16 protein-coding genes are annotated in these 21,535 nt (G+C 70.7%); 5 read left to right on the forward strand and 11 right to left on the reverse strand.

Annotated elements, in window-relative coordinates; translation table 11 throughout:
• The first annotated feature begins 175 nt into the window (after window positions 1–175).
• From glgX to treZ, 3 genes are read left to right on the forward strand one after another with little or no spacing between them, the layout of a single operon-like run.
• Complete coding sequence (gene glgX / locus ASE25_RS20070) at window positions 176–2,347, forward strand: glycogen debranching protein GlgX (protein ID WP_056827154.1); 2,172 nt, start codon at window positions 176–178, stop codon at window positions 2,345–2,347.
• On the forward strand, window positions 2,344–4,773 hold the full coding sequence (gene treY / locus ASE25_RS20075; protein ID WP_056827155.1) for a malto-oligosyltrehalose synthase: 2,430 nt from the start codon (window positions 2,344–2,346) through the stop codon (window positions 4,771–4,773). The genes glgX and treY overlap by 4 nt, the downstream gene beginning before the upstream one ends.
• Window positions 4,770–6,593 (forward strand): malto-oligosyltrehalose trehalohydrolase, encoded by a 1,824-nt coding sequence (gene treZ / locus ASE25_RS20080; protein WP_056827156.1) that lies wholly within the window; start codon window positions 4,770–4,772, stop codon window positions 6,591–6,593. The genes treY and treZ overlap by 4 nt, the downstream gene beginning before the upstream one ends.
• A 217-nt stretch (window positions 6,594–6,810) precedes the next feature.
• On the opposite strand, the gene ASE25_RS20085 is transcribed toward treZ, so the two are convergent.
• Both ASE25_RS20085 and ASE25_RS20090 read right to left on the reverse strand, forming a co-directional pair.
• A complete protein-coding gene (locus tag ASE25_RS20085) occupies window positions 6,811–7,779 on the reverse strand; it encodes an acyl-CoA thioesterase II (RefSeq protein WP_056827157.1) in 969 nt (322 codons plus the stop codon).
• Between the two features lie 52 nt (window positions 7,780–7,831).
• Window positions 7,832–9,973, reverse strand: coding sequence for a RecQ family ATP-dependent DNA helicase (locus ASE25_RS20090; RefSeq protein ID WP_056775896.1), 2,142 nt, complete (start codon window positions 9,971–9,973; stop codon window positions 7,832–7,834).
• A gap of 122 nt (window positions 9,974–10,095) precedes the next feature.
• Between ASE25_RS20090 and ASE25_RS20095 the strand changes: the two genes are divergently transcribed.
• Window positions 10,096–10,581 (forward strand): thioesterase family protein, encoded by a 486-nt coding sequence (locus ASE25_RS20095; protein WP_056827158.1) that lies wholly within the window; start codon window positions 10,096–10,098, stop codon window positions 10,579–10,581.
• Complete coding sequence (locus ASE25_RS20100) at window positions 10,578–11,216, forward strand: hypothetical protein (RefSeq protein WP_056827159.1); 639 nt, start codon at window positions 10,578–10,580, stop codon at window positions 11,214–11,216. The genes ASE25_RS20095 and ASE25_RS20100 overlap by 4 nt, the downstream gene beginning before the upstream one ends.
• Before the next feature lie 69 nt (window positions 11,217–11,285).
• On the opposite strand, the gene ASE25_RS20105 is transcribed toward ASE25_RS20100, so the two are convergent.
• The 9 genes from ASE25_RS20105 to ASE25_RS20145 all read right to left on the reverse strand — a co-directional run bounded on the left by ASE25_RS20105 (window position 11,286) and on the right by ASE25_RS20145 (window position 21,443).
• Window positions 11,286–12,077, reverse strand: a complete 792-nt coding sequence (locus ASE25_RS20105) for a glycerophosphodiester phosphodiesterase (protein WP_056827160.1) — start codon at window positions 12,075–12,077, stop codon at window positions 11,286–11,288.
• 92 nt (window positions 12,078–12,169) lie between these two features.
• Window positions 12,170–13,390, reverse strand: a complete 1,221-nt coding sequence (locus tag ASE25_RS20110; protein ID WP_056827161.1) for a glycosyltransferase family 4 protein — start codon at window positions 13,388–13,390, stop codon at window positions 12,170–12,172.
• A gap of 4 nt (window positions 13,391–13,394) precedes the next feature.
• Complete coding sequence (locus tag ASE25_RS20115; protein WP_056827162.1) at window positions 13,395–14,357, reverse strand: glycosyltransferase family 2 protein; 963 nt, start codon at window positions 14,355–14,357, stop codon at window positions 13,395–13,397.
• Window position 14,358: 1 nt separating this feature from the next.
• On the reverse strand, window positions 14,359–15,375 hold the full coding sequence (locus ASE25_RS20120) for a glycosyltransferase family 2 protein (protein ID WP_082623008.1): 1,017 nt from the start codon (window positions 15,373–15,375) through the stop codon (window positions 14,359–14,361).
• A complete protein-coding gene (locus ASE25_RS20125; RefSeq protein ID WP_082623009.1) occupies window positions 15,372–16,535 on the reverse strand; it encodes a glycosyltransferase family 4 protein in 1,164 nt (387 codons plus the stop codon). Before ASE25_RS20125 ends, ASE25_RS20120 begins: the two co-directional genes overlap by 4 nt.
• Window positions 16,528–17,400 carry a hypothetical protein gene (locus ASE25_RS20130; RefSeq protein WP_056827165.1) on the reverse strand — a complete coding sequence of 291 codons (873 nt, stop codon included), beginning with the start codon at window positions 17,398–17,400 and terminating at the stop codon, window positions 16,528–16,530. Before ASE25_RS20130 ends, ASE25_RS20125 begins: the two co-directional genes overlap by 8 nt.
• Before the next feature lie 377 nt (window positions 17,401–17,777).
• Complete coding sequence (locus tag ASE25_RS20135; protein WP_157623521.1) at window positions 17,778–18,197, reverse strand: hypothetical protein; 420 nt, start codon at window positions 18,195–18,197, stop codon at window positions 17,778–17,780.
• Between the two features lie 13 nt (window positions 18,198–18,210).
• Window positions 18,211–21,093, reverse strand: coding sequence for a hypothetical protein (locus ASE25_RS20140; protein ID WP_056827167.1), 2,883 nt, complete (start codon window positions 21,091–21,093; stop codon window positions 18,211–18,213).
• Window positions 21,090–21,443 carry a hypothetical protein gene (locus tag ASE25_RS20145; RefSeq protein WP_056775907.1) on the reverse strand — a complete coding sequence of 118 codons (354 nt, stop codon included), beginning with the start codon at window positions 21,441–21,443 and terminating at the stop codon, window positions 21,090–21,092. Before ASE25_RS20145 ends, ASE25_RS20140 begins: the two co-directional genes overlap by 4 nt.
• Window positions 21,444–21,535 lie beyond the last annotated feature (92 nt).

The following is a 21,535-nucleotide window of genomic DNA, read 5'->3' on the forward strand; positions in this document are numbered from 1 at the left end:
CCTTTCTCCACCCCGCCCGGACGGCGCGTCGCGGCACGGCGCGCCGACCGGCATACGGCCGCTTGCGCTCGACGGGCCCGGGCAGGGGAGAATGCGCTGTGCGGCCACCGTCGTCCGCAGGTCGCCACGCCGTGGCGCCGCGGCGTTGCCGCGACCGAACGACGGAAGAAGGTCCATGGAGATCTGGCCGGGCAAGCCCTACCCACTCGGAGCGACGTACGACGGCTCGGGGGTCAACTTCGCCGTCTTCTCCGAGGTCGCCGAACGCATCGAGCTCTGCCTGCTCGACGACGACCTGAACGAGACGCGTTTCGACCTGCCTGAGACGGACGGCTTCGTGTGGCACGGCTACGTGCCCTACGTGCAGCCCGGGCAGCGCTACGGCTTCCGCGTGCACGGACCCTACGACCCCGCGAACGGCCACCGCTGCAACCCGAGCAAGTTCCTCCTCGACCCGTACGCCAAGGCGATCGAGGGCCAGGCCGAGAACGACCAGTCGCTCTACTCGTACACCTTCGGCGACGCCAAGGCAGCGACGACGACGAAGATCAACACCGACGACAACGTGCGCCACACGATGCACTCCATCGTCATCAACCCGTTCTTCGACTGGGGCGACGACCGCCCGCCGCGCCACGAGTATCACGAGACCATCATCTACGAGGCCCACGTCAAGGGCCTGACGATGCTCCACCCGGAGATCCCGGAGGAGATCCGTGGCACCTATGCCGGCATCTCGCACCCGGCGATGATCAAGCACCTGAGCGACCTCGGCATCACCGCCATCGAGCTCATGCCCGTGCACCAGTTCGTCCAGGACGCGCCGCTCGTCGACCGCGGCCTGTCCAACTACTGGGGCTACAACACCATCGGCTTCCTCGCCCCGCACAACGAGTACGCCGCCGGTGGCCAGCGCGGGCAGCAGGTGCTCGAGTTCAAGGCCATGGTCAAGGCGCTGCACGCGGCGAACATCGAGGTCATCCTCGACGTCGTCTACAACCACACGGCCGAGGGCAACCACATGGGCCCGACGCTGGCCTTCCGCGGGCTCGACAACAACAGCTACTACCGCCTCGTCAGCGACGACCTCAGCCACTACTACGACACCACGGGCACGGGCAACAGCCTCCTCATGCGCAGCCCGCACGTGCTGCAGCTGATCATGGACTCGTTGCGCTACTGGGTCACCGAGATGCACGTCGACGGCTTCCGCTTCGACCTCGCCGCGACGCTGGCCCGCCAGTTCCACGAGGTCGACAAGCTGTCGGCCTTCTTCGACCTCATCCAGCAGGACCCGGTCGTCAGCCAGGTCAAGCTCATCGCCGAGCCGTGGGACGTCGGCGAGGGCGGCTACCAGGTCGGCAACTTCCCGCCGCTCTGGACCGAGTGGAACGGCAAGTTCCGCGACACGGTGCGCGACTTCTGGCGCGGTGAGGGTGGTGCCCTCGGCGAGTTTGCTTCTCGTTTCACCGGATCCAGCGACCTCTACGAGCACTCGGGCCGCAAGCCGATCGCCTCGATCAACTTCGTGACGGCGCACGACGGCTTCACCCTGCGCGACCTCGTGTCCTACAACGACAAGCACAACGAGGCCAACGGCGAGGGCAACAACGACGGCGAGAGCCACAACCGCTCGTGGAACTGCGGTGTCGAGGGGCCGACGAACGACCCGGTCATCCGCGACCTGCGGCTGCGCCAGCAGCGCAACTTCCTCACGACGCTGCTCTTCTCGCAGGGCGTGCCGATGATGCTGCACGGCGACGAGCTCGGTCGCACGCAGGGCGGCAACAACAACGGCTACTGCCAGGACAACGACATCTCGTGGATCCAGTGGGTCCTTGACGAGGACGACCAGAAGCTTCTCGTCTTCACCCAGTCGCTCGTCAAGCTGCGGCGCGAGCACCCGGTGTTCCGGCGTCGCCGCTTCTTCGCCGGCAACGCCGACCACGGCGGCGAGAGCGAGCTCGGCGACATCGCCTGGTTCACGCCCGAGGCACAGCACATGGACGAGGAGGCCTGGAGCAACGGCCTGGCCAAGTCGCTCATGATCTTCCTCAACGGCTCGGCGATCCCCGAGCCGGACCCGCGCGGCCAGCAGATCCTCGACGACTCGTTCCTCGTGATGTTCAACGCTCACGACCAGCCGCTGACCTTCACGCTGCCCGACGAGGAGTACGGCGCCGAGTGGATCCCGGTCATCGACACGGCCCTGCACGAGGTCGAGGCCAACCACCTCGACGCCACGTGGCAGATCCAGGTGCAGCCGCGCAGCATCGTCGTGCTGAGGTGCCCACGCGAGATCGTCTCGCCCATCATCCCGGGCGTCACGGAGGAGGCCACCGCGTGAGGTATGCCAGCGCACCGGTCTCGACCCACCGGCTCCAGCTCGAGCCGGACTTCACTCTCGGCGACGCGCTCGCGCAGGTGAAACACCTTGCGGCACTGGGGATCACGCACCTCTACCTGTCGCCGATCCTGCAGGCCACCGCCGGATCCAAGCATGGCTACGACGTCACCGACCACACGTCGGTGGCGGCAGGGCTCGGCGGCGACGCCGGCTTCGCCCGCCTCGTCGAGGCCGCCCACGAGGCCGGGCTCGGCGTGGTCGTCGACGTCGTGCCCAACCACATGACGACACCGACGCCGCTCTCGCTCAACCGCCCGCTGTGGTCGGTGCTCCGCGAGGGCCGGCAGTCGGCATACGCCACGTGGTTCGACGTCGACTGGGACGCCCAGGACGGGCACCTCCTCATGCCGGTGCTCGGGGCGCCGCTCGACGAGGTGCTCGCAGCGGGGGACATCTCCGTGGGGGAGCACGAGGGTGAGGCGGTCGTGCAGTACTACGACCACGTCTTCCCGCTCGCGCCCGGCACGGACCCGCGGCTGCCGATCGGTGAGCTGCTCGACGCCCAGCACTACCGCCTCGCGTCGTGGACGGTCGGCGACTCCGAGGTGAACTACCGCCGCTTCTTCGACGTCACGTCGCTCATCGCGGTGCGGGTCGAGGAGCCCGAGGTCTTCGACGCCACGCACGCCCTCCTCGTCGACGGGATCCGCTCCGGCGCGATCGACGGGCTGCGCATCGACCACCCGGACGGCCTCGCCGACCCCGAGGGCTACCTCGAGCGACTCGCCGAGGCGACCGGTGACGCGTGGATCGTCGTCGAGAAGATCCTCGAGGGCGAGGAGCACCTGCCGCACTCGTGGCGGACGGCAGGCACCACCGGCTACGACGCGCTGCTGCGCATCGGCGGGCTCTTCGTCGACCCCGCCGGGGCCGAACCCCTCGACGACCTGTCGACCGAGCTGCTCGGAGAGCGGCAGGACCTCGGGGACATCGTCACCGAGTCGAAGCGGTGGGTCGTCCAGGTCATGCTTGCCACCGAGGTGAGCCGGCTCATGCGACTCGTCGCGCGGGCGCGGCCGGACCTCGAGGAGGTCGCCGCTCGCGAGGTGCTCGAGGCGATGCTCGTCGGCATGGACCGCTACCGCGTCTACATCCGCCCCGGCCACCCACGCGAAGGTCTGTCGGCCGAGCCGCTCGAGCTTGCCGTCGTCGAGGGAGCCGGATCCCGCTACGACTCGCTCGACCGCGCGTGCGTCGAAGGTCTCGTCGACCTCGCCCTCGGCGAGGGGGACTCACAGGACGAGCCGGCGCGCGACGAGTTCGTCGTGCGGTTCCAGCAGACGTGCGGTCCCGCCATGGCCAAGGCGATCGAGGACACGGCGTACTACCGGTACGTCCGGCTCGTCGGGCTCAACGAGGTCGGCGGCGACCCGACCCGGGTGGGCCTGCCGACGTCCGCCTTCCACGGGTTCGCCGAGAACCTGCTCGGTGAGTGGCCGCAGTCGATGACGACGCTCTCGACGCACGACACGAAGCGGTCCGAGGACGTGCGGGCGCGGCTCTTCGTGCTCGCGGAACGACCGGAGGCGTGGGCGACCTGGGTGCGCGCGGCACGAGAGCTGGCGACACCGGTCCGCGCCCAGGAGCTCGACACGCTCACCGAGTACTTCCTCTGGCAGACCCTCGTCGGGGCGTGGCCGATCAGTGAGGAGCGGCTGCAGGCCTACGCGCTCAAGGCGATCCGCGAGTCGAAGCTCTTCACGCGCTGGACCGAGCCGAACGAGGCCTACGAGTCGGCGGTCGAGCGGTTCGTCTCGGGCGTCGTCACGACACCGGAGATCGTGGCCCACGTCGAGGACTGGGTCGACTCGACGGGGCGCGAGACGCGTGCCAACGTCCTCGGCCAGAAGCTCGTCCAGCTGACGATGCCGGGCGTGCCTGACGTCTACCAGGGGACCGACCTCGTCGACCTGTCGCTCGTCGACCCCGACAACCGGCGGCTCGTCGACTACGACGACCGTCGCGACCGGCTCGCCCGCCTCGACGGCGGCGGCGCCCCGGCGGACCTCGACGACGAGAAGCTGCTCGTCACCACGGCCGCCCTGCGCACGCGCCGCGAGTGGCCCGAGTGCTTCACGGGTGAGGACGCAACGTATGTCCCGGTCGCGACGGGCTATGAGCACGCCGTCGCCTTCGGTCGGGGGACGGGCGACGACGTGGAGGTCGTGACCGTGGTGACGCGGCTCGCCGGCCGGCTCGCCGACGCCGGCGGCTTCGGGGACGCCACCCTCGACCTGCCCGAGGGGCGCTGGTCCGACGTCGTGTCCGCGCGCACCTTCGACGGTGGGCGCACGCGCCTCGCCGACCTCGTCGGTGACGACGGCCTGCCCGTCGCGCTGCTCGTGCGGGTACGGGACGAGTCATGACCCCCGAGAGCCTCAGCGTCTGGGCGCCATCAGCGTCACGGGTCGACGTCGTCGTCGCCCGGGTCGACGGGTCCGGCGCCGAGCCGACCTCGGCGGCGCAGCGGCACGCCATGACCGCCGGCGACGGCGGCTGGTGGACGTGGCCGCGCCCGGACGACGTCACCCTGGACTACTCCTTCAGCATCGACGGAGGCGACCCCAGGCCCGACCCGCGGAGTGCCTGGCTGCCGCACGGTGTCCACGCGGCAAGCCGCACCTTCGACGCGGCGGCTCACACCTGGGGTGACGCTGAGTGGCGCGGCACCCGTGACGGCCGTGGCGTCCTCGGCGGCGTCGTCTACGAGCTGCACATCGGGACGTTCACGCCGGAGGGCACCTTCGACGCGGCGATCGCCCACCTCGAGCACCTCGTCGAGCTCGGAGTCGACATCGTCGAGGTCATGCCCGTCGCCGCCTTCGCCGGCACACACGGCTGGGGCTACGACGGGGTCGCGCCGTATGCCGTCCAGCAGACGTACGGCGGCCCGGCCGCCTTCCAGCGTTTCGTCGACGCGTGCCACGTCCGGGGCCTTGGCGTGTGCCTCGACGTCGTCTACAACCACCTCGGTCCCACCGGCAACTACCTCGCCGAGTTCGGGCCCTACTTCACCGACACCCACACGACGCCGTGGGGGCCCGCCGTCAACCTCGACGCGGACGGCAGCCACGAGGTGCGCCGCTGGGTCGTCGACAACGCCGTCCGGTGGTTCCGCGACTTCCACGTCGACGCGCTTCGGCTCGATGCCGTGCACGAGCTGCGCGACACGTCCGAGCCGCACATCCTCGCCCAGCTCTCCGGCGAGACCACTTCTCTCGCAGACGAGCTCGGCCGGCCACTCGACCTCATCGCCGAAAGTGACCTCAACGACGCCGTCATGGTGACGCCCACCGCCGAGGGCGGCCGCGGCATGACGGCCCAGTGGGACGACGACATCCACCACGCCCTCCACGTCGCCCTGACCGGCGAGACGCAGGGCTACTACGCCGACTTCGCCGGCGGCAACGAGGCGTGGCCCGAGGGCGGCGCCATCTCGGTGCTGGCCAAGACACTCACCGACGCCTTCCTGCACGACGGTCGGGTCTCCACCTTCCGGGGCGAGCGCTGGGGTGCGCGGGTCGACCCTGAGACGCGCTCGGGGCACGAGTTCCTCGCCTACCTGCAGACCCACGACCAGGTCGGCAATCGCGCGACGGGTGACCGCATCAGCGACCAGGTCTCGCCCGGGCAGCAGGCGATCGGCGCCGCCCTCTACCTGCTCTCCCCGTTCACGGCCATGGTCTTCATGGGCGAGGAATGGCGTGCGAGCACGCCGTTCGCGTTCTTCACCTCCTTCGAGGAGGAATGGCTGGCCGACGCAGTGCGCTCCGGCCGACGTGCCGAGTTCGCCGCCCACGGGTGGGACGAGGCCGATGTCCCCGACCCCCAGGACCCCGCGACCCGGGCGCACAGCGTGCTCGACTGGAGCGAGCCGAATGCGCCGGGCCACAACGAGATGCTCCACTTCTACCGTGAGCTCATCAAGGTCCGGCGCACGCAGCCGGACGTCGCCTCGGGTGACCTGCGTGCCACGACGGTGACCTTCGACGAGACTGCCCGCTGGATGATCCTGTCGCGCGGGTCGGTGCACGTGGTGGCCAACCTCGCGGGCCGCGCCGGCGTCGTCCCGTTCGCGGGCGAGGTCGAGCACGTGCTCGCCTCGTGGGGGCGGTCGCCGATCGTCGACTCGCACGGTGTCAGCCTCGACGGCCACGACGTCGCCGTCCTGCGCACGACCGCCTGACCTCAGACGCCACGCGAGTGGCCGCCACGTCTCCCTGGTCCCAGCGCCCAGCAGCTCGAGTGGCCGCCACGTCACTCTGGTCCCACCCTCGGTGGTAGGCGTGGGGTGAAGAGGTCACTCGAGTGAGACCGAGCGTTGACGCGAGCGGGCGGACGAGCGAGCGAGTGAGGGGGCAGGGCCCACTGCCGGTCGATCTGGCGGAGCCCACCCCGGTGCGTCACGACTCCTTGACGCGGACCATGCCCTCCTGGGCCGTCGTGGCGACGAGGGTGCCGTCCTGGCTGAAGATCTCACCGATCGAGAGGCCGCGACCGCTGACGGCCGACGGAGACTGCTGGGCGTAGAGCAGCCACTCGTCGACGCGCACGTCGCGATGGAACCACATCGAGTGGTCGAGGCTCGCGACCCGCAGGCGACGGTCGGTCCAGACCAGACCGTGCCGGCGCAGCACCGGCTCGAGGAGCGAGTAGTCGCTCGAGTAGGCCAGGACCGCGGCGTGCAGCAGGGGGTCGTCGGGCAGGCGGTCGATGGCGCGCATCCACACGTGGTTCGTCGCGACCTGCTCGGGCCCGGCGTCGAGAAACATGTTGCTCTCGACCGGCCGCAGCTCGATCGGTCGCGATTCGGCGAGGTGCCGGGCGCCGGGGTGGTCGACGCCGCGGAACGCGTCGGCCAGCGACGTGAGCCCGTCGGGTCCGGCGACCTGCGGCATCGCGTTCTGGTGGTCGAGACCCCCTGCACGCTCCTGGAACGAGCACACCATCGACATGATCGGCGCGCCCTTCTGGACTGCATGGACACGGCGGGTCGAGAACGAGTTGCCGTCGCGCATCTCCTCGACGGCGAAGCGGATCGGCAGCGTGTCGTCGCCCGGCCGCATGAAGTAGCCGTGCAGCGAGTGAATCGGCCGCGCGCCGTCGCCGTCGTTGAGGTCACGCACGGTGATGCCGGCGGCCATGACGCACTGGGCGAGGACCTGACCCCCGAAGACGCGCCCGTGCGGCATCTTCTGGCTGCGCCCCTCGAAGACCCGGGCGGATGATGCGCCGATCGACTCCGCGGCGTCACGTCCCTGGACGTCGGTGACGGCGATCTGCGCGGTGCCGACGTCACGGAGGGTCAGCACCTCGATGAGGTCCTCGAGTGGGGGCAGCGGGCGCGGTTCGGCGGGGGCGTCGGCACTCACAGGTCGACCCTAGTGGCCCCGGACGAGTGCTCGCTGCTGCCCGCGACGCGCGTCACCCTTCCATCGCCAGGGCCATCGGCAGGACGGCCGGCGCACCGGCCTCGCGCAGCAGCCCGGCACAGACCGTGAGCGTCCACCGTGAGTCGCTGACGTCGTCGAGCAGCAGGACCGGACCCGGGACGCCGTTGAGCGAGGCCGCGAGCTCGGGGCCGACGGCGAGCCGACCCCACACGTTGGCGAGCCGGAAGGCGCTGTTGCCGCCGGGCTCGCCGACGGGGCCGCCCTCGACGAGGTCGAGCGCACCGAGGTAGGGGAGCCGTCCCAGCTGTCCGAGGCCGGCGGCCAGCGACTCGACGAGCAGCGGGCGCCGACGCGACGGCACGGAGACGATGGCCGCCGGCCGTTCCTGCCACCCCCACCCGGCGAGCACGTCGACACAGGCGCGGACGACCTCGGCGGGGACTTCACGGTCCTCGCCGCGGAGCAGCTCACGGAGCCGCTGACCCCACCCGAGGTCGCTGAGGCGGGCGACGGCGCGGCCCTCCTGCATCGAGACCGACGGCGCGATCTTGCCCTTGAGCGGGACGCCCAGACGGTCCATGCCCGACGGCCACTGCGCACGGGACTCGAGGACGACGCCGGGGCGCTCGAGGCGCGAGCGGGCGGTGTTCACGGCGGCCTCGGGGATCGTCGTGTCGAACCAGGGATCGGTGCACCGGTCGCACCGCCCACAGGGCTCGGCGGAGTCGTCGTCGAGGGTCTGCTGGAGGAAGGCCATGCGGCAGCGGTCGGTGCGTTCGTAGTCGACCATGAGCTGCTGCTCGCGCTCGCGCGCCTCGGTGACGCGTCCATAGCGCTCGGCGTCGTAGGTCCACGGCTCACCGGTGGCGGTCCATCCGCCGGGCACGCGGTGCACGGCGCCGTCGACGTCGAGGACCTTGAGGAGCAGCTCGAGACGCGTGCGGCGCACGTCGACGATGGACTCGAGGGCGACCGTCGACAGGGCCCGGGGGGACTCGGACAGGGCGCGCACGACGGCATCGGCCTGGTCCTGCTTGGGCATGGACGCGGACGCGAAGTAGCGCCAGATGTCCTTGTCCTCGGGCCCCGGCATGAGGAGGACGTCGGCGCGCTCCGTGGCGCGGCCGGCTCGCCCGACCTGCTGGTAGTACGCGACGGGTGACGACGGTGCCCCGAGGTGCAGGACGAAGCCCAGGTCGGGCTTGTCGAAGCCCATGCCGAGGGCCGAGGTCGCGACGAGGGCCTTGACCTCGTTGTCGCGCAAGGCCTCCTCGAGGCGGATCCGCTCTGAGGGCTCGGTGCGGCCGGTGTAAGCAGCGACCTTGTGGCCGGCCTCGCGCAGCGCGACCGCCACGTCCTCGGCAGCGGCCACGGTCAGGGCGTAGACGATGCCCGACCCCTGCAGCTCACCGAGGTGCGCGATGAGCCAGGCGAGACGCTGCTCTGGTGCGGCGAGCGGCAGCACCCCGAGCCGCAGCGACGCCCGGGCAAGGGGGCCGCGCAGGGTCAGGACGTCACGGCCACCAGCGCCGAGCTGCTCGACGACGTCGGTCACCACGCGCGCGTTGGCCGTGGCCGTCGTCGCGAGGACCGGCGTCCGTTCGGGCAGCGTCATGAGCAGGTCGCGGATGCGGCGGTAGTCGGGGCGGAAGTCGTGACCCCAGTCGCTGATGCAGTGGGCCTCGTCGACGACGAGGAGCCCGCACGACTCGGCGAGGGCGGGCAGTTGCTCGTCGCGGAACCGGGGGTTGTTGAGGCGCTCGGGGCTGACGAGCAGGACGTCGACCTCGCCGCGGGCGAGGGCACCGGACACGGCGCCCCACTCGTCGGCGTTCGTCGAGTTGAGGGTGACGGCCTTGATGCCGGCGCGCTCGGCGGCAGCGATCTGGTCGCGCATGAGAGCGAGGAGGGGGCTGACGATGACGGTCGGCCCGGCACCCTCGGCACGGCGCAGCGCGGTGGACACGAAGTAGACGGCGGACTTGCCCCACCCGGTCCGCTGCACGACGAGCACGCGCCGACGACCGGCGACGAGCTCGTTGACGGCCTCGAGCTGCCCGTCGCGGAAGTCGACGTCGTCGCGCCCGACGAGGCGCCGCAGCGCTGTCGTCGCCCGCTCGCGCAGGGCGGGGTCGACGTCGGCAACGGGGGGAGCGGCGGGGGGTGACGTCATGGCACCCAACCTACGGGTCCCCACCGACCGGGCCGACCGGCATACCCGGGCTGTGGAGGGGCCCGCGTCCCACCGAGGGGATGTGGACGAGCGGCGAGACAGGCGGCTGGAAGGATGGGGGCATGACGGAGACCGAACCGCAGGCCACGCCGTATGCCGCCCACGTGTCGCTGCGCTGGTCCGACATGGACGCCTACGCGCACATCAACAACGTGCAGTTCCTGCGACTGCTCGAGGATGCGCGCGTCATCGCGTTCCGCGACTGGTTCGAGGGCGGGGGAGCGGGCGACAAGACCCTGCTCGACGAGGGCGTGCTCGTGTCGCGCCACGAGATCGAGTACCGCCGCCCCCTCGGATTCCGACACGCCCCCGTCGAGATCCAGATGTGGGTCTCGCGAGTGGGTGGCGCAGGCTTCGACGTCGCCTACATCGTCACCGACCCCGACGGTGTCGGCGAGGGCGAGCGGCCGGTCTACGCCGTCGCCGAGACCGAGCTCGCGCTCTACGACTTCGCGAGCGAGGCGCCGCGGCGCATGCGCCCCGACGAGCGCGCGTCGGTGCAGGCCCACGTCGGCGGTCCCGCGCCCTTCCGGAAGCGACGCCGGTGACCGGCACGCCGCAGATCGACTTCGGCGACCCGCGCGGTCTCGCCGACCTCGGCACCTACCTCGCCCGGGCGAGCCGCGCCAACCCCGACGGTGCCGTGCGCCTCCAGGTGCTCGGCACTCTCCTCGTCACCACGGTGGCGGTCATCGAGGGCACGGGGCTGATGGGTGACGGCACCGTCCTCGGCATGCGCGTCGTGACGATCGCGCCCTCCGACGCCGTCGACACGACCGTGTCCTTCGCGTCGGTCGCCGACCGTCTCGCCCGCGACGGCGCGAGCGCCCTGCTGAGCGTCCCGCCGACGACCGTCCGCGCTCCGTGGAGCGGGCTCACGCCCCCGCGGGACGGCTGGGAGCCGGTTGGCCAGCTCGACGGTGGGGCCATCGACTCCATTGCGCGCCAAGGCATCTCGCAGGTCGCCGAGGGCACTCCCGAGAACGCCGGGGGTCACGCGGTCGACGCGCTCCGGCGGCGGACCTGGGGTGCCATGAGCGACACCGTGCCGCCCATCGCGGCGGGACTCGCCTTCGGTGCGCACGTGCTCGGCTTCACGGCTCCGGGCGAGCCGGCGTCGATCGCGGCCCACGGCCGGTGGACGCGCCTCAGCACGTCGCGGGGGCACGTCCTCGTCCGCTGACCCGATGGCGTATGCCGTCCGCCGCGGTCGGGGGTGCGGCGGGGTCGCGACGTGGCGCGGGGAGGCGGCTCAGGCGTGCCCGGTCCACGCGCCGCGCTGGAGGAGGACGTCCTTGAGCACGTCGATGCGGTCGCTGACCAGCCCGTCGACGCCGAGGTCGAGCAGCCGCCGCATCTCGTCGGCGTCGTCGATGGTCCAGACGTGGACCTGCTTGCCGAAGCGGTGCGCGGTGTCGACGAGGCGACGGGTGACGACGGGCACCGACCGTCCGCGCAGCGGGATCGACGGAGGCACCTGGAAGACGTCCGCCGGCGTGCGGAAGACCGAGGTCAGGACGCCGGGTCCGAAGCGGGCCAGGGCCGTGCCGACCTGGGCCGCCGCAGTCGCGACGGTGCCGCGGGACAGGCGGCGGAAGTGCGAGATGTTGCGCTGGGAGAACGAGCCGACGCAGACCTGGTCGTGCAGCCCGCGCTCCTCGATGATGCGCCAGAGCGGCTCGGCCGTGCCCGGCGCCTTGAGGTCGATGTTGAGGCTGATGTCGGGCCACGCGTCGAGGACGTCGGTGAGCAACGGCACGTGCCCGCTGTCGCCGACCTCGGCGTGCGAGACCTCGGACCAGGGCAGGTCGCGGATGCGCCCGCGAGCGTTGCTGACCCGGTCGAGCCTCGTGTCGTGGAACGCGACGAGCTCGCCGTCGCGGGTGACGTGGACGTCGGTCTCGAGGTGGGTGTATCCGAGGTCGACGGCGTTGCCGAAGGCCGTCATCGTGTTCTCGAGCCCGACGTTCGGCGCGTAGAGCGAGCCGCCTCGGTGGGCCAGCGCCACGGGCGTGTGCGCGAGGTAAGCCCGTGTCGTCACCATGACGCCGACATTATCGGTACCGCAACGTGCTTCCGGATCCGTCCGGTGCTGTGTTCACGCGACTCCAGCGTCGCACCAGCGGATCGGAGCGCTCACCCGGTCGTGCCCGTGCCGTCGCTCTTCAGGGGATCGGTGCGTGGCCGGTCAGTTGCGCGCGTGGCGGCACGCGCTCGGCGAGGCTCGTCGAGGACCTGGAGGAACCGGTTCGCGGTCGCACTCCACGTCAGGCCTGCAGCGCGCTCCGAACACGCCCTCCGCACGTCGCGGAGCCGCTCGAGGTCGCTCAGGCCGCGGATCGCTGCGGCGACCTCCTCCGGTGAGTCAGGTGCGACCATCACCCCGGCCGATCCGACGACTTCGGGCAGCCCGCCCTTCGAGGTCGCGACGACCGCGCATCCCGATGCCATTGCCTCCAGGGCTGCGAGGCCGAACGGCTCCTCCACGCGCGACAGCGCGCAGGCGATGTCGTACGTGCGCAGCTCCACGGCGAGCTGGTCGTGGGGCATCCATCCGAGCATCCGTCCCCCTGCGAGGGCCACCGCGTCGGCGACCCGAGAGGCGTACGCGTCGGCGACGGCCTGATCGAATCCGAAGGTGCGCAGCTCGCCGATGACGGTCAACTCGACGTCGCGGCCCTCCTGACGCAACATCGCCACGCCGAGGGCGGCCGCATCCTGGCCCTTGTTCGGGTCGATCCTTCCGTGGCAGACGACGCGCAGCGGACGACCAGACGGCGGCTCGCTCGGCGGGTGGAACAGGCGCGTGTCGACGCCGTTGTGGACCACCAGTGGCGAAACGCGGCCGTCCGAGCCGGTTGCCGTTGCCCGCGCCACTGCCTCGCTGACGGCGAGGACCAGCACCTCGTCGGGAACGTCGCGCAGCGCTTCGGTGGCTTGGCTGTCCGGGAAGTTGTGCAGCCAGAGCACGACTCGCGCCTTCCGGTCGCGACGAGCCAGCCGGGTTGCTGCGACGGGGTCGTTCGCGATGACGACATCACCGTGCGGGGCTCGGTCGAGTCCCCGTCGGACCGCTGACCAGTAGGCGGCGTAGTCCCATCGGGGGAGGCCGCGCACGCGTGCCGCCAGGCTGGCGAGCTTGCGGGCCACGACGGGCCGTGGATGTGCCGGCCCGAAGTCCAGTCGCGTCACGGACAGGTCGGGATACACGTCCTCGCCGTCGTCGGGTGCGAGCACCACGCACTCGTGTCCCATGAGGCCCAGCTCCGTGACGAGCTGCCGGGTCACCGTCGCGACGGCTCCCGACCAGCCGGGCGTGAAGTACTCGTCGACGGGCAACACGAACGTGAAGCGCATGCGTTCAGCGCCGCATGGCGGCGCGGTCGCGTCGGATGCCGGTCATGGCTGCGGGGAAGCCCGCCGCGACCCCGGCGGCAACCGCAGCGGCCCGCGTGACGCCGCCGACCATGGTCCGAGCGGTCGCAGTGGCCCCGACACGCGGAGCGGAGCTCAGCGCGCGGACCGAGCGTCGTAGCTCATCCAGGACTTCACGTGATGCGAGTCCGAGATACCTCCCCACGATTGGCGAACCGATCCCGTACACCCTGCCTAACAGGACCACGGTGTTCCGGTTCGCGAAGTACACGTACCGTCGGTCGAACCGCTTCCCCTTGGCGTACTCGCCGGGCAGGTGGTCGACGATCGCGTCGGGGGTGTAGACGAGGCGTCCGCCCTGCTGGCGTACGCGCAGGGCAAGGTCGCTCTCCTCACGTAGGCACGTCCCCGGGTAGCCCCCATGGATGCCGCCCACGGCTTCGATGGCCCGCCGGCGGAACGACATGTTCGCTCCCAGCAAATGGTCGACGTCGACGTCGCGGCCCGGGTCCGAGGCGAAGAAGCCGGTGAGTCGTCCGTCGGGCAGGAGCAAACCGATGGAGCCGATGCCCTCCTCGCGCTCACCGGGGTAGCCGTTGAGCGCGCTCCCGCCCACGCCGTCAACCGTGGCGTCGTCGTACCTCCGCACGAGCTCGACGAGCCAGTCCGTGCGCGCGTTGGCGTCGTCGTCCAGGAAGGCGATCACATCCTCCGAGCACAGCGAGACTCCGATGGCTCGCGACTCCGGAGTATGACCGCGACCCAATGGGTTGCGGGCGTAGACCACGTCGGGGAAGGCCCTCAGGGCATCTCTGGTCCTGTTGTCCGACGACGAGTCGACCACGACGATCCGTTCCGGACGCCGGCTTTGCTGCTCGAGGTGGCGGAGGCAGTCGACCACCCGTCCAGGTCGGTTGTACGTCGGTATGACGACCGCGATGGTGAGCATGTCAGATCTCTCCAGACTGTCGGAAGCGTGTCGGACCCTCGAAGCTCGCCGCGAGGTCGTCGTCGGGCACGGGCCGACCGACCCTGCCCACCCCGCGGAACGCGTACCGCCGGGGCTGGTCACGCAGGAGGCGCAGCTCGCGATGGAAGGCGCTCGATCGTCGCCGGTCGAGCAGAACTTCGTCGTACGGGTCGCGGCCCGCGACAACGCATCGTGCGGCGTACCTGAGTCGGTGGCTCAGTTCCCGCACCCGCGGCATCGCCAGTCGAACATGGAGCCAGTGATGGAAGTAGTAGGCGTCGCACCGCCCATAGCCTTCGGCGATGCCACGCAGCCGCCGAGCGTCGAGGCGAGACTCGTCGAAGCGGTGCTCGACCAGCGCGTCGCGCACTCCGCGAACGCGGTAACCGGCTTCGAGCGCCTGCACGTACAGCAGGACGTCCTCCGCCCCGGGCCAGCGGGCAGTTCCCAGCAGATCATCGAACCCGATCCGCCTCGCCACCTCGGACGTGATGCCCATGCTCGCGCCCGCAAGTCCGGGGTTGCTGAGAGGCGGGGTCGGATTGTGGGCGAAGTACCGCGCCGCCAGCGTCGGTGTCATCCACGGACGCCACAGTCCTTCCGACATGGCTATGCCGCCACTGACGACATCCGCATCACCGTCGAGCATCGCGCGAGCCATGGTGAGCACCCACGGGCCCGGCACAATGACGTCATCGTCGGTGAAGAGAATCACCTGCGCACGCGCGATGGTGCAGCCGTGCTCGCGGGCACGGCCGATGCCGGCCTGGGCCTCCACCGTTCGGCGGACGCGGGGATCCTCGGCCGCGGCGGCGACGACGCTCGGTGTGGCGTCAGTGGATCCGTTGTCGATGATGACCAGCTCGCTGGAGATCCCGGAGGCCTGAGCCACGTCCATTGATCGCAGTACCGCTTCGATCGACGTAGCGAGACGAGCCGCACGGTTGCGAGTGCAGATGAGCACCGACACGTCAGGAGCAGTGGCGTCGGGCTTCATCGTGAGTTCCCTTTGAGTAGTGCGTCGAGGCGCTGCCAGGTCGCCTGCCACGTCAGCTCCCGCGCGCGCACCAGTGCGTCGACTCCGCGGCGGCGGCGTAGACCTGGATCGCGGAGCAGACGCTCGAGGTCACCGGCGAGTGCGCACGGATCCTCCCGGCTGAAGAGAGCGCCCGATCCCGCCAGGATCTCCGGCGATCCGCCCGTTGCGCTGGCGACCACGGGCTGACCGCTTGCCATTCCCTCCAGAAGCGCGAGTGCGCAGGGCTCGTCCCAACGCGACGGGAGCACGTGGATGTCGGATGCTGCGAGCGCCGCCGGGAGCTCCGCGTGAGTGACGTGACCAAGCGTGTTGACCGTGACGCCACGGGCCCTCAGCGACGTGATACGCGCTTCGATGCTGTCGAGGTAGGAGTTCCCGTGCCTCTCTCCCCAGTTGGTGTCTCCCGTCACCTGAAGCGAGAAGGCGATTCCGCGATCAGAGATCAGCGTCGCAGCATCTAAGAGGACGTCCACGCCCTTCTCCACGGCGATCCGGCCGACGAATCCGATGACGGGAACCCGTTCTGGCCGCTCAGCGCCCACGAAGCGCGCTACATCGACCCCGTTGAGGTTGACCTGGACGCGACCGGGCGTCAACCGGTACACCTGCTCAACAGCCCGCGCCAGGTAGGCGCTGACCGCCATCGAGATGATGCCGGAGTCTGCCGCATACATCCGACGAAATCGGTCCGACGAGACCTCCAAGTTGTGAAACCAGTGGACGACGCGCACCGTCGGGAACCGGCGTCGAAGGTACACGGCCAGTTCCGGGTCGTTGCTCAGGACGACGCTGTCGAGCGCCTCGCCCTGGAGCACCCTCGCGACCTCCTTCGCGTAGGACCGTTGATCCGGCCGCGCCCAACCGGTCAGTCGACGTCCAGCACGGTCAACGTTGCCGGCCAACCCGCTGCGGGGTGGCGGAATCGCCGGCAGGACCACCGTGCTGCCCCACGGAACGGTCTGCGACACGGACGAGTGGGCTCGGGTGATGATCGTCGGTCGCACCCCATCGAGCAGAGCCCGCTCGCTGACGGACCGTATGCACGTCGCGATCGCCCCGCTGTGCGTCGGAGTGAAGGTTTCGCGGCTGTTGTTCACGAAGACCAGTCGGCTACTCATGCTCGCCTCTCCAGTACCGTCGGTCCGGCGACAGCCGTGTGATCCTGTGCCACTCGTGATCCGCTCGCAGCCAGCCGAGCGCGACGGCCAGCAGGGGACGGCGCGTGCGCCATCGCCAGCTGCGGAGCATCTTCGTGTACGTGTCGCTGTGGCCCGACCAGGCGGCCTTGCGAGTCATGTAGTCGTCGTCCCTCACCCAGCTGTAGTGAAGGATCGCCTGGTCCGGACGCACCACCCGGTGAACGATTGCATTCCGCGCATGCGTGGGATCGGTGTTGACCGCCGACATGTCGACCCGCAGGATCGGCAGCGTGCCTTGGCGGCAGTGGACGAGTGTGGCGCCGGGGCGGATGACAACCGGCCCGGGGTAGCCGGCACGTCGTCGCCACAACGGGCGGGTGGCCTCCAACATCCAGCCGGAGCGGGCCCGGGCGTACAGGTAGCGGGCCGGGTACTCCACCGCTCCGCACGCGCGGGACTCTGCCTCGTCGATGGCAGCCAAGAGAGCATGGGGGTCGAGCAGCACCTCGTCGGTGTCGAGCTGAAGCACCCAGTCCGCGCCATCGGATGCCTGGTCGAGAGCGACCTGGCGTTGCGCGGTGTCGTTCTCAAGCGCGGTTCGGTCGGAGTGCGAGAAGCGTCCCGGCCTGAAGTCGAGCTTGCCGAGGGGATCGACGGAGCGCAGCCGGTCGAGGCATTCGGCGACGGGCAGCGGGGTGCCGGTCCAGGAAAGGGAGTCCTCATCGTAGGAGACCACGATGCGATCCACGATGTCGTAGTAGCTCGAGACGCTCTCCTCGAGCCACCAGGGATCTGCTGCGAGGACATACGCGTGGAGGCGCCGTCGACCGTCGGCTGCACTCACGCTCGAGCCACGCCAGACCGAGCGGTTGCTCGCACGCAGGTCACTGCGAGCCCAGCCGCTTCCGCCACGGAGCCTCGACTGGTATGAAGCGCGACTCCTCGCATCCCGCGCCGAAGACTGCTTCGATCGTGGTCGCGCAGGTCCATCCCGCCCCCCGGAAGTCGTCTCGAACCGCTGGCCGCGCGCTGCGGCAGGCCCATGCTAGGTCAAGGACACTCGCCCCGCGTGCGTTCAGTGAACCGCCGTGGGTAGCGTGGCGAGAGCTGGTCACAGATGGGTCACCAGGTGGGTGGCGTGGAGCCATTCGGGCCGTTCAGCGCGCCAGCGGGTGCACCGATGGGCTCCCGACCCGGAGTGCCCCGCGATCCACCGGCCCGTCAGCGGTCGGTGTCTTCGAGGATGCCGTCCCGCTTGTTCTTCAGCGGACTCCACTCGGAGGTCTCGCCGTCGTCGTCGCGGTGGATGACCCTGACCGGGGTGCGGTTCGTCGCCAGGTCCAGACCCAGCCCCTCCGGGTCGACACCTCGCCCGCTCAACAGCAAGCCGCCATCGTCCATCATCCAGATGTTCGCAGCGGTGCGGTCGACCAGAAAGTCGAAGACCACCCATCCACGTCGTTCCGTGAAGTCATAGACGCTGATGTCCGTACCTGCATCAGGGGACGCGTCCCAGATCTCGATCGAGCTCTCGTCCTCCCACACCACGGCAGCAGGTGGGGGCGTTCCACCCGCTTGGGCGCCCGGCATCGCCTGCAGGAGGGGTACGACCTCATCGACGGCTAGGTCGATGTTGATCATCCATCCGGACACTTCACGGTCTCCTCTCGACGATGCGCTCGTCCTTGGTGATGACACGGATGGCGGTGATGCCATCGTAACGACGCAGTGTGTAGTCGACCTGGCGCAGGACTTCCTCGAGCGACAACTCTGACTCCGCCATGTCCAGGACCATCCGTGGGGATTGCCTACGCCCCTGTCTGAGCAGGCCGACCACGGTGCTCTTGCCCTTCCCCTTCACTCCTTTGAACTCCCAGCGCTCACCGTTGATGAGAGCATCGGCAGACTTGCCCTGCCCGGTCGCCGGCAGGAACGTGACGTCGTATCCGTGGGCCGCAAGTCGTGTAGCAGTCGCTCGTTCGTGAGGGGCGACGTCCCTGGCAAGGGTCTCGTCGACCGTGCCGAGTGGACGGGCTGGGCTCCCGACGGATGGGTCGACGACGCGGACGCGGTCGGTGGGGGCGGTGCGCTGCTTGAGGCGGTCCGCGGCCGAGGTGGCGCCGCCTCGCGAGCCGTCCTTGACGGCAGCGTCGAAGGCAGCCCGGATCTCGGCGTCACGGGCCGCCCGGAGCTCGGCGACCGTCAGGAGCAGGGGAGCGCGGGCGGCTCCGAGCTGCACGGCCGGGAGCACGTCGGCGCGACCGCCGGTGACCGCACCGATGCGCGTCACCAGCTGGGCCCGTCGTGCGTCGTCGAGCTCGGTCTGCGCCAGCTCGACGTCGGAGCGGACCAGTGCGATGACGAGGTCGTCGTCGGCCGTGCGCGTCGTCCCGCCGTCGACGTAGGTGCGCACCGTCGACGCCAAGCCCGCCAGGCTCCCGCGACGGATCTCCTCGATGACGTGACCGGCCTCTGCAAGTCCCTGCCAGGCCGAGCGGTTCAGCACGTCCTGCCGTCGGGCGACGGCCACGAGCGCGGCGGAGGCCGCCTGGTCGAGGAAGCCCAGCCGAACGACATCGCGAGGCACGTCGCCACCACGTTCCGCGGTGTCCTGCGCCGCTCGGAGCTCTCGGTCGACGAGTCGTCTGTATGCCGCGCCGGCGTCCTTGGCGCGCAAGCCCATCCCGGTGTCGACGGCCAGGGCGCCGACCACTCCGGTCAGCTCCTCGGCGTCGAGCCACGGCTCCATGCCCCCTGAGGTCTGCCGGACGTAGCCCGTGGCAGGTGCTGCGCCCAAAAGTGGTGTCGAGAGGGCGGCGTCGACGTTCTGACGCATCGCCGAGAGCCAGTCGGCGACGAGGTGCTCGAGGGGTGCGGTGGCACCCGAGTAGAGGTGCGTGGTCGAGGCCTCGAGCATCGCGTGGGTGCTGGTGCGGGAGACCTCGAGCATCACCCGCGACCGGGTCTCGGCGGCCCCCTCGTCGGTCGCGGTCGACACGCTCGAGAGGAGTCTCGCGAGGTCGGCGTCCGTCGAGAGCCGGAGATCGGGATGACTCTCGATCCCGTTGGCCTCGTAGGCGACCCATCGACGCACGAGGTACTCACCCAGGGTGATCCGGTCACCCCGGCTGTTGGCCAGGGCGCCGGCAGGGACCTCCGAGTCCGGAAGCGGTTCGGCCAGCAGCGCCGACGTCTCGGCTGGATCGTCAACGACGTGCCCGAGCAGGGCGTGGACGGGGTCACCGGTGCGCGAGCCGTCGTCGAACCACGACGCGAACGTCGCTCCGGCGTCGGCATGGAGCGTCGTCCCGTGCGCCAGGGCGACGTCGTCATCGCGCGTCTCAGCGATCTCGGCGGTGGCCGCCGCGGCGGCTGCACGTCGCGCGAACCGCCCGGGTAGGCGACGGCGGTCACCCGAGGTCCGAGCGCCCGAGAGGAGCTGGCCCAACAGCCACGCCCCGGTCGCCCGGCCCCCTCCCACGGGGTCCACCTGGACCGTGTCGACAGCGGCGACGAGGTCGTCTGCGAGCAGGGCCGCCCCGGAGGCCAGCTGGGCGCGCGTCCGCGGGTCGGTCCCGACGGGCGCTCCGTGACTCGTGCCCGTGATGACGAGCGAGCCGAACGCCCCGAGGAGCTCACGGACGGTGTCGACGTCTGCACCTGACGCGCTCCGGGTCACACCGGCGGCCATGAGCACCCTGGCGAGTCCGTCGGCCCCGATCTCCGACAGCAGCGCCTGCGCGTAGACCGGGTCGTCCGCTCGTGCACGGACATGCGTCGCCAGCTCGGCCACCTCGGCGTCCGTGAGCCCGCCCGACGCGCGACCCCCGGCCATGACCGTGCGTGCCATCAGGCCGTCGGCGAGAGCAGCGTCGCGCGATGCCCGCGCTGCGACCACGCCGTCGGCAAACCACAGTCCGCCGGTGACAGCAGAGCGCACCCGTCCCGCACTGGCCGAGGCCCCGGACGAGAACGTCACGTCGGAAGCGCGCGCCACGAGTCTCGCGCAGCGCCGAGCCGTCGCGCGCAGGTCGTCGAGGACGCCGGCGTACGTCCGGCTCAGTCGGACCCGCCCCTCCGCCTGTTCCGACCGAGCCCGCTCAGTGACCAGCACCCCGATGGCACCCGTCGGATCGGGGAGTGCTGCGATCCGCAAGAGAGCCAGCGCGTGCTCGGCGTCGAGAGCGTCCCACTGCCGCTGCAACGAGCGGATGCGCGCCTGGGCGTGGTCGAGCGCGGCGGCATACGTCAGCAGCGAGCGGGAGGCGTCGGGCAGCGCCTCGACGACACGGCGTGCGCGGGCGCCCAGCTCGTCCGCCTCCGAGCGAGCCGCGGTCGCCGCGTCCCCGGTCCAGACGGCCGAGAGCCGCGGTCCCAGCGTCCCCCGCATCGTGGCCGTCGCACGCGCCCGGGACGCAGCTCGGCCGAGCGAGCGCGCCGCAGCACGAAGACCCGCGACGTCACCCGTCGGGAGGGGAAGCGCAACGTCGCCGGGAATCGCCGCGGACGCGTGGCCGACCTCGTGGACGCGACTCACGGCGCCACTGCGCTGACCGGATCACCAAGATTCACAGTGCTGCTCGCCGCTACCCCAGCAAAACCGGCGGTCACGAAGAGCTCCACCGACCGGGCCTCGAGCGTCGACCGGTCGAGCCGGTCGGCCAGGGCGCCGGCAGCATCGGCGACGGCGTCGAGTGCGTGGGCATGGACCACCCGGAAGCGGTCGAGCTCGACCCTCAGCACGTCGCCCTCGTCGCCGGTCGAGGCCATCGCGCCGGCGGTCGCCGTGGCCACGTGCGACGCGCACTCGCGCAGCTCCGCCGGGTCGTGCGCCAGCGCGAGCCGCTCCCGGGACACCCCGTCGGAGTCGATGGCGTAGCGCGTCATGCCCCGACCGTAGGAGAGCCCGCGACGCCGTCTCCGCCGTCATCCACAGGCCCGGGTATGCCGTGAGGCCCCGTCCAGCAGGACGGGGCCTC

Source organism: Terrabacter sp. Root85, assembly GCF_001429185.1.
GTDB lineage: Bacteria > Actinomycetota > Actinomycetes > Actinomycetales > Dermatophilaceae > Terrabacter.

What these genes read in the sequence shown, in the direction of transcription:
- glgX (WP_056827154.1), top strand. Translation starts at nt 176, where the DNA reads ATGGAGATCTGGCCGGGCAAGCCCTACCCACTCGGAGCGACGTACGAC.
- treZ (WP_056827156.1), top strand. Translation starts at nt 4,770, where the DNA reads ATGACCCCCGAGAGCCTCAGCGTCTGGGCGCCATCAGCGTCACGGGTC.
- ASE25_RS20090 (WP_056775896.1), bottom strand. Translation starts at nt 9,973, where the DNA reads ATGACGTCACCCCCCGCCGCTCCCCCCGTTGCCGACGTCGACCCCGCC.
- ASE25_RS20095 (WP_056827158.1), top strand. Translation starts at nt 10,096, where the DNA reads ATGACGGAGACCGAACCGCAGGCCACGCCGTATGCCGCCCACGTGTCG.
- ASE25_RS20105 (WP_056827160.1), bottom strand. Translation starts at nt 12,077, where the DNA reads ATGGTGACGACACGGGCTTACCTCGCGCACACGCCCGTGGCGCTGGCC.
- ASE25_RS20110 (WP_056827161.1), bottom strand. Translation starts at nt 13,390, where the DNA reads ATGCGCTTCACGTTCGTGTTGCCCGTCGACGAGTACTTCACGCCCGGC.
- ASE25_RS20115 (WP_056827162.1), bottom strand. Translation starts at nt 14,357, where the DNA reads ATGCTCACCATCGCGGTCGTCATACCGACGTACAACCGACCTGGACGG.
- ASE25_RS20120 (WP_082623008.1), bottom strand. Translation starts at nt 15,375, where the DNA reads ATGAAGCCCGACGCCACTGCTCCTGACGTGTCGGTGCTCATCTGCACT.
- ASE25_RS20125 (WP_082623009.1), bottom strand. Translation starts at nt 16,535, where the DNA reads ATGAGTAGCCGACTGGTCTTCGTGAACAACAGCCGCGAAACCTTCACT.
- ASE25_RS20135 (WP_157623521.1), bottom strand. Translation starts at nt 18,197, where the DNA reads ATGATCAACATCGACCTAGCCGTCGATGAGGTCGTACCCCTCCTGCAG.
- ASE25_RS20145 (WP_056775907.1), bottom strand. Translation starts at nt 21,443, where the DNA reads ATGACGCGCTACGCCATCGACTCCGACGGGGTGTCCCGGGAGCGGCTC.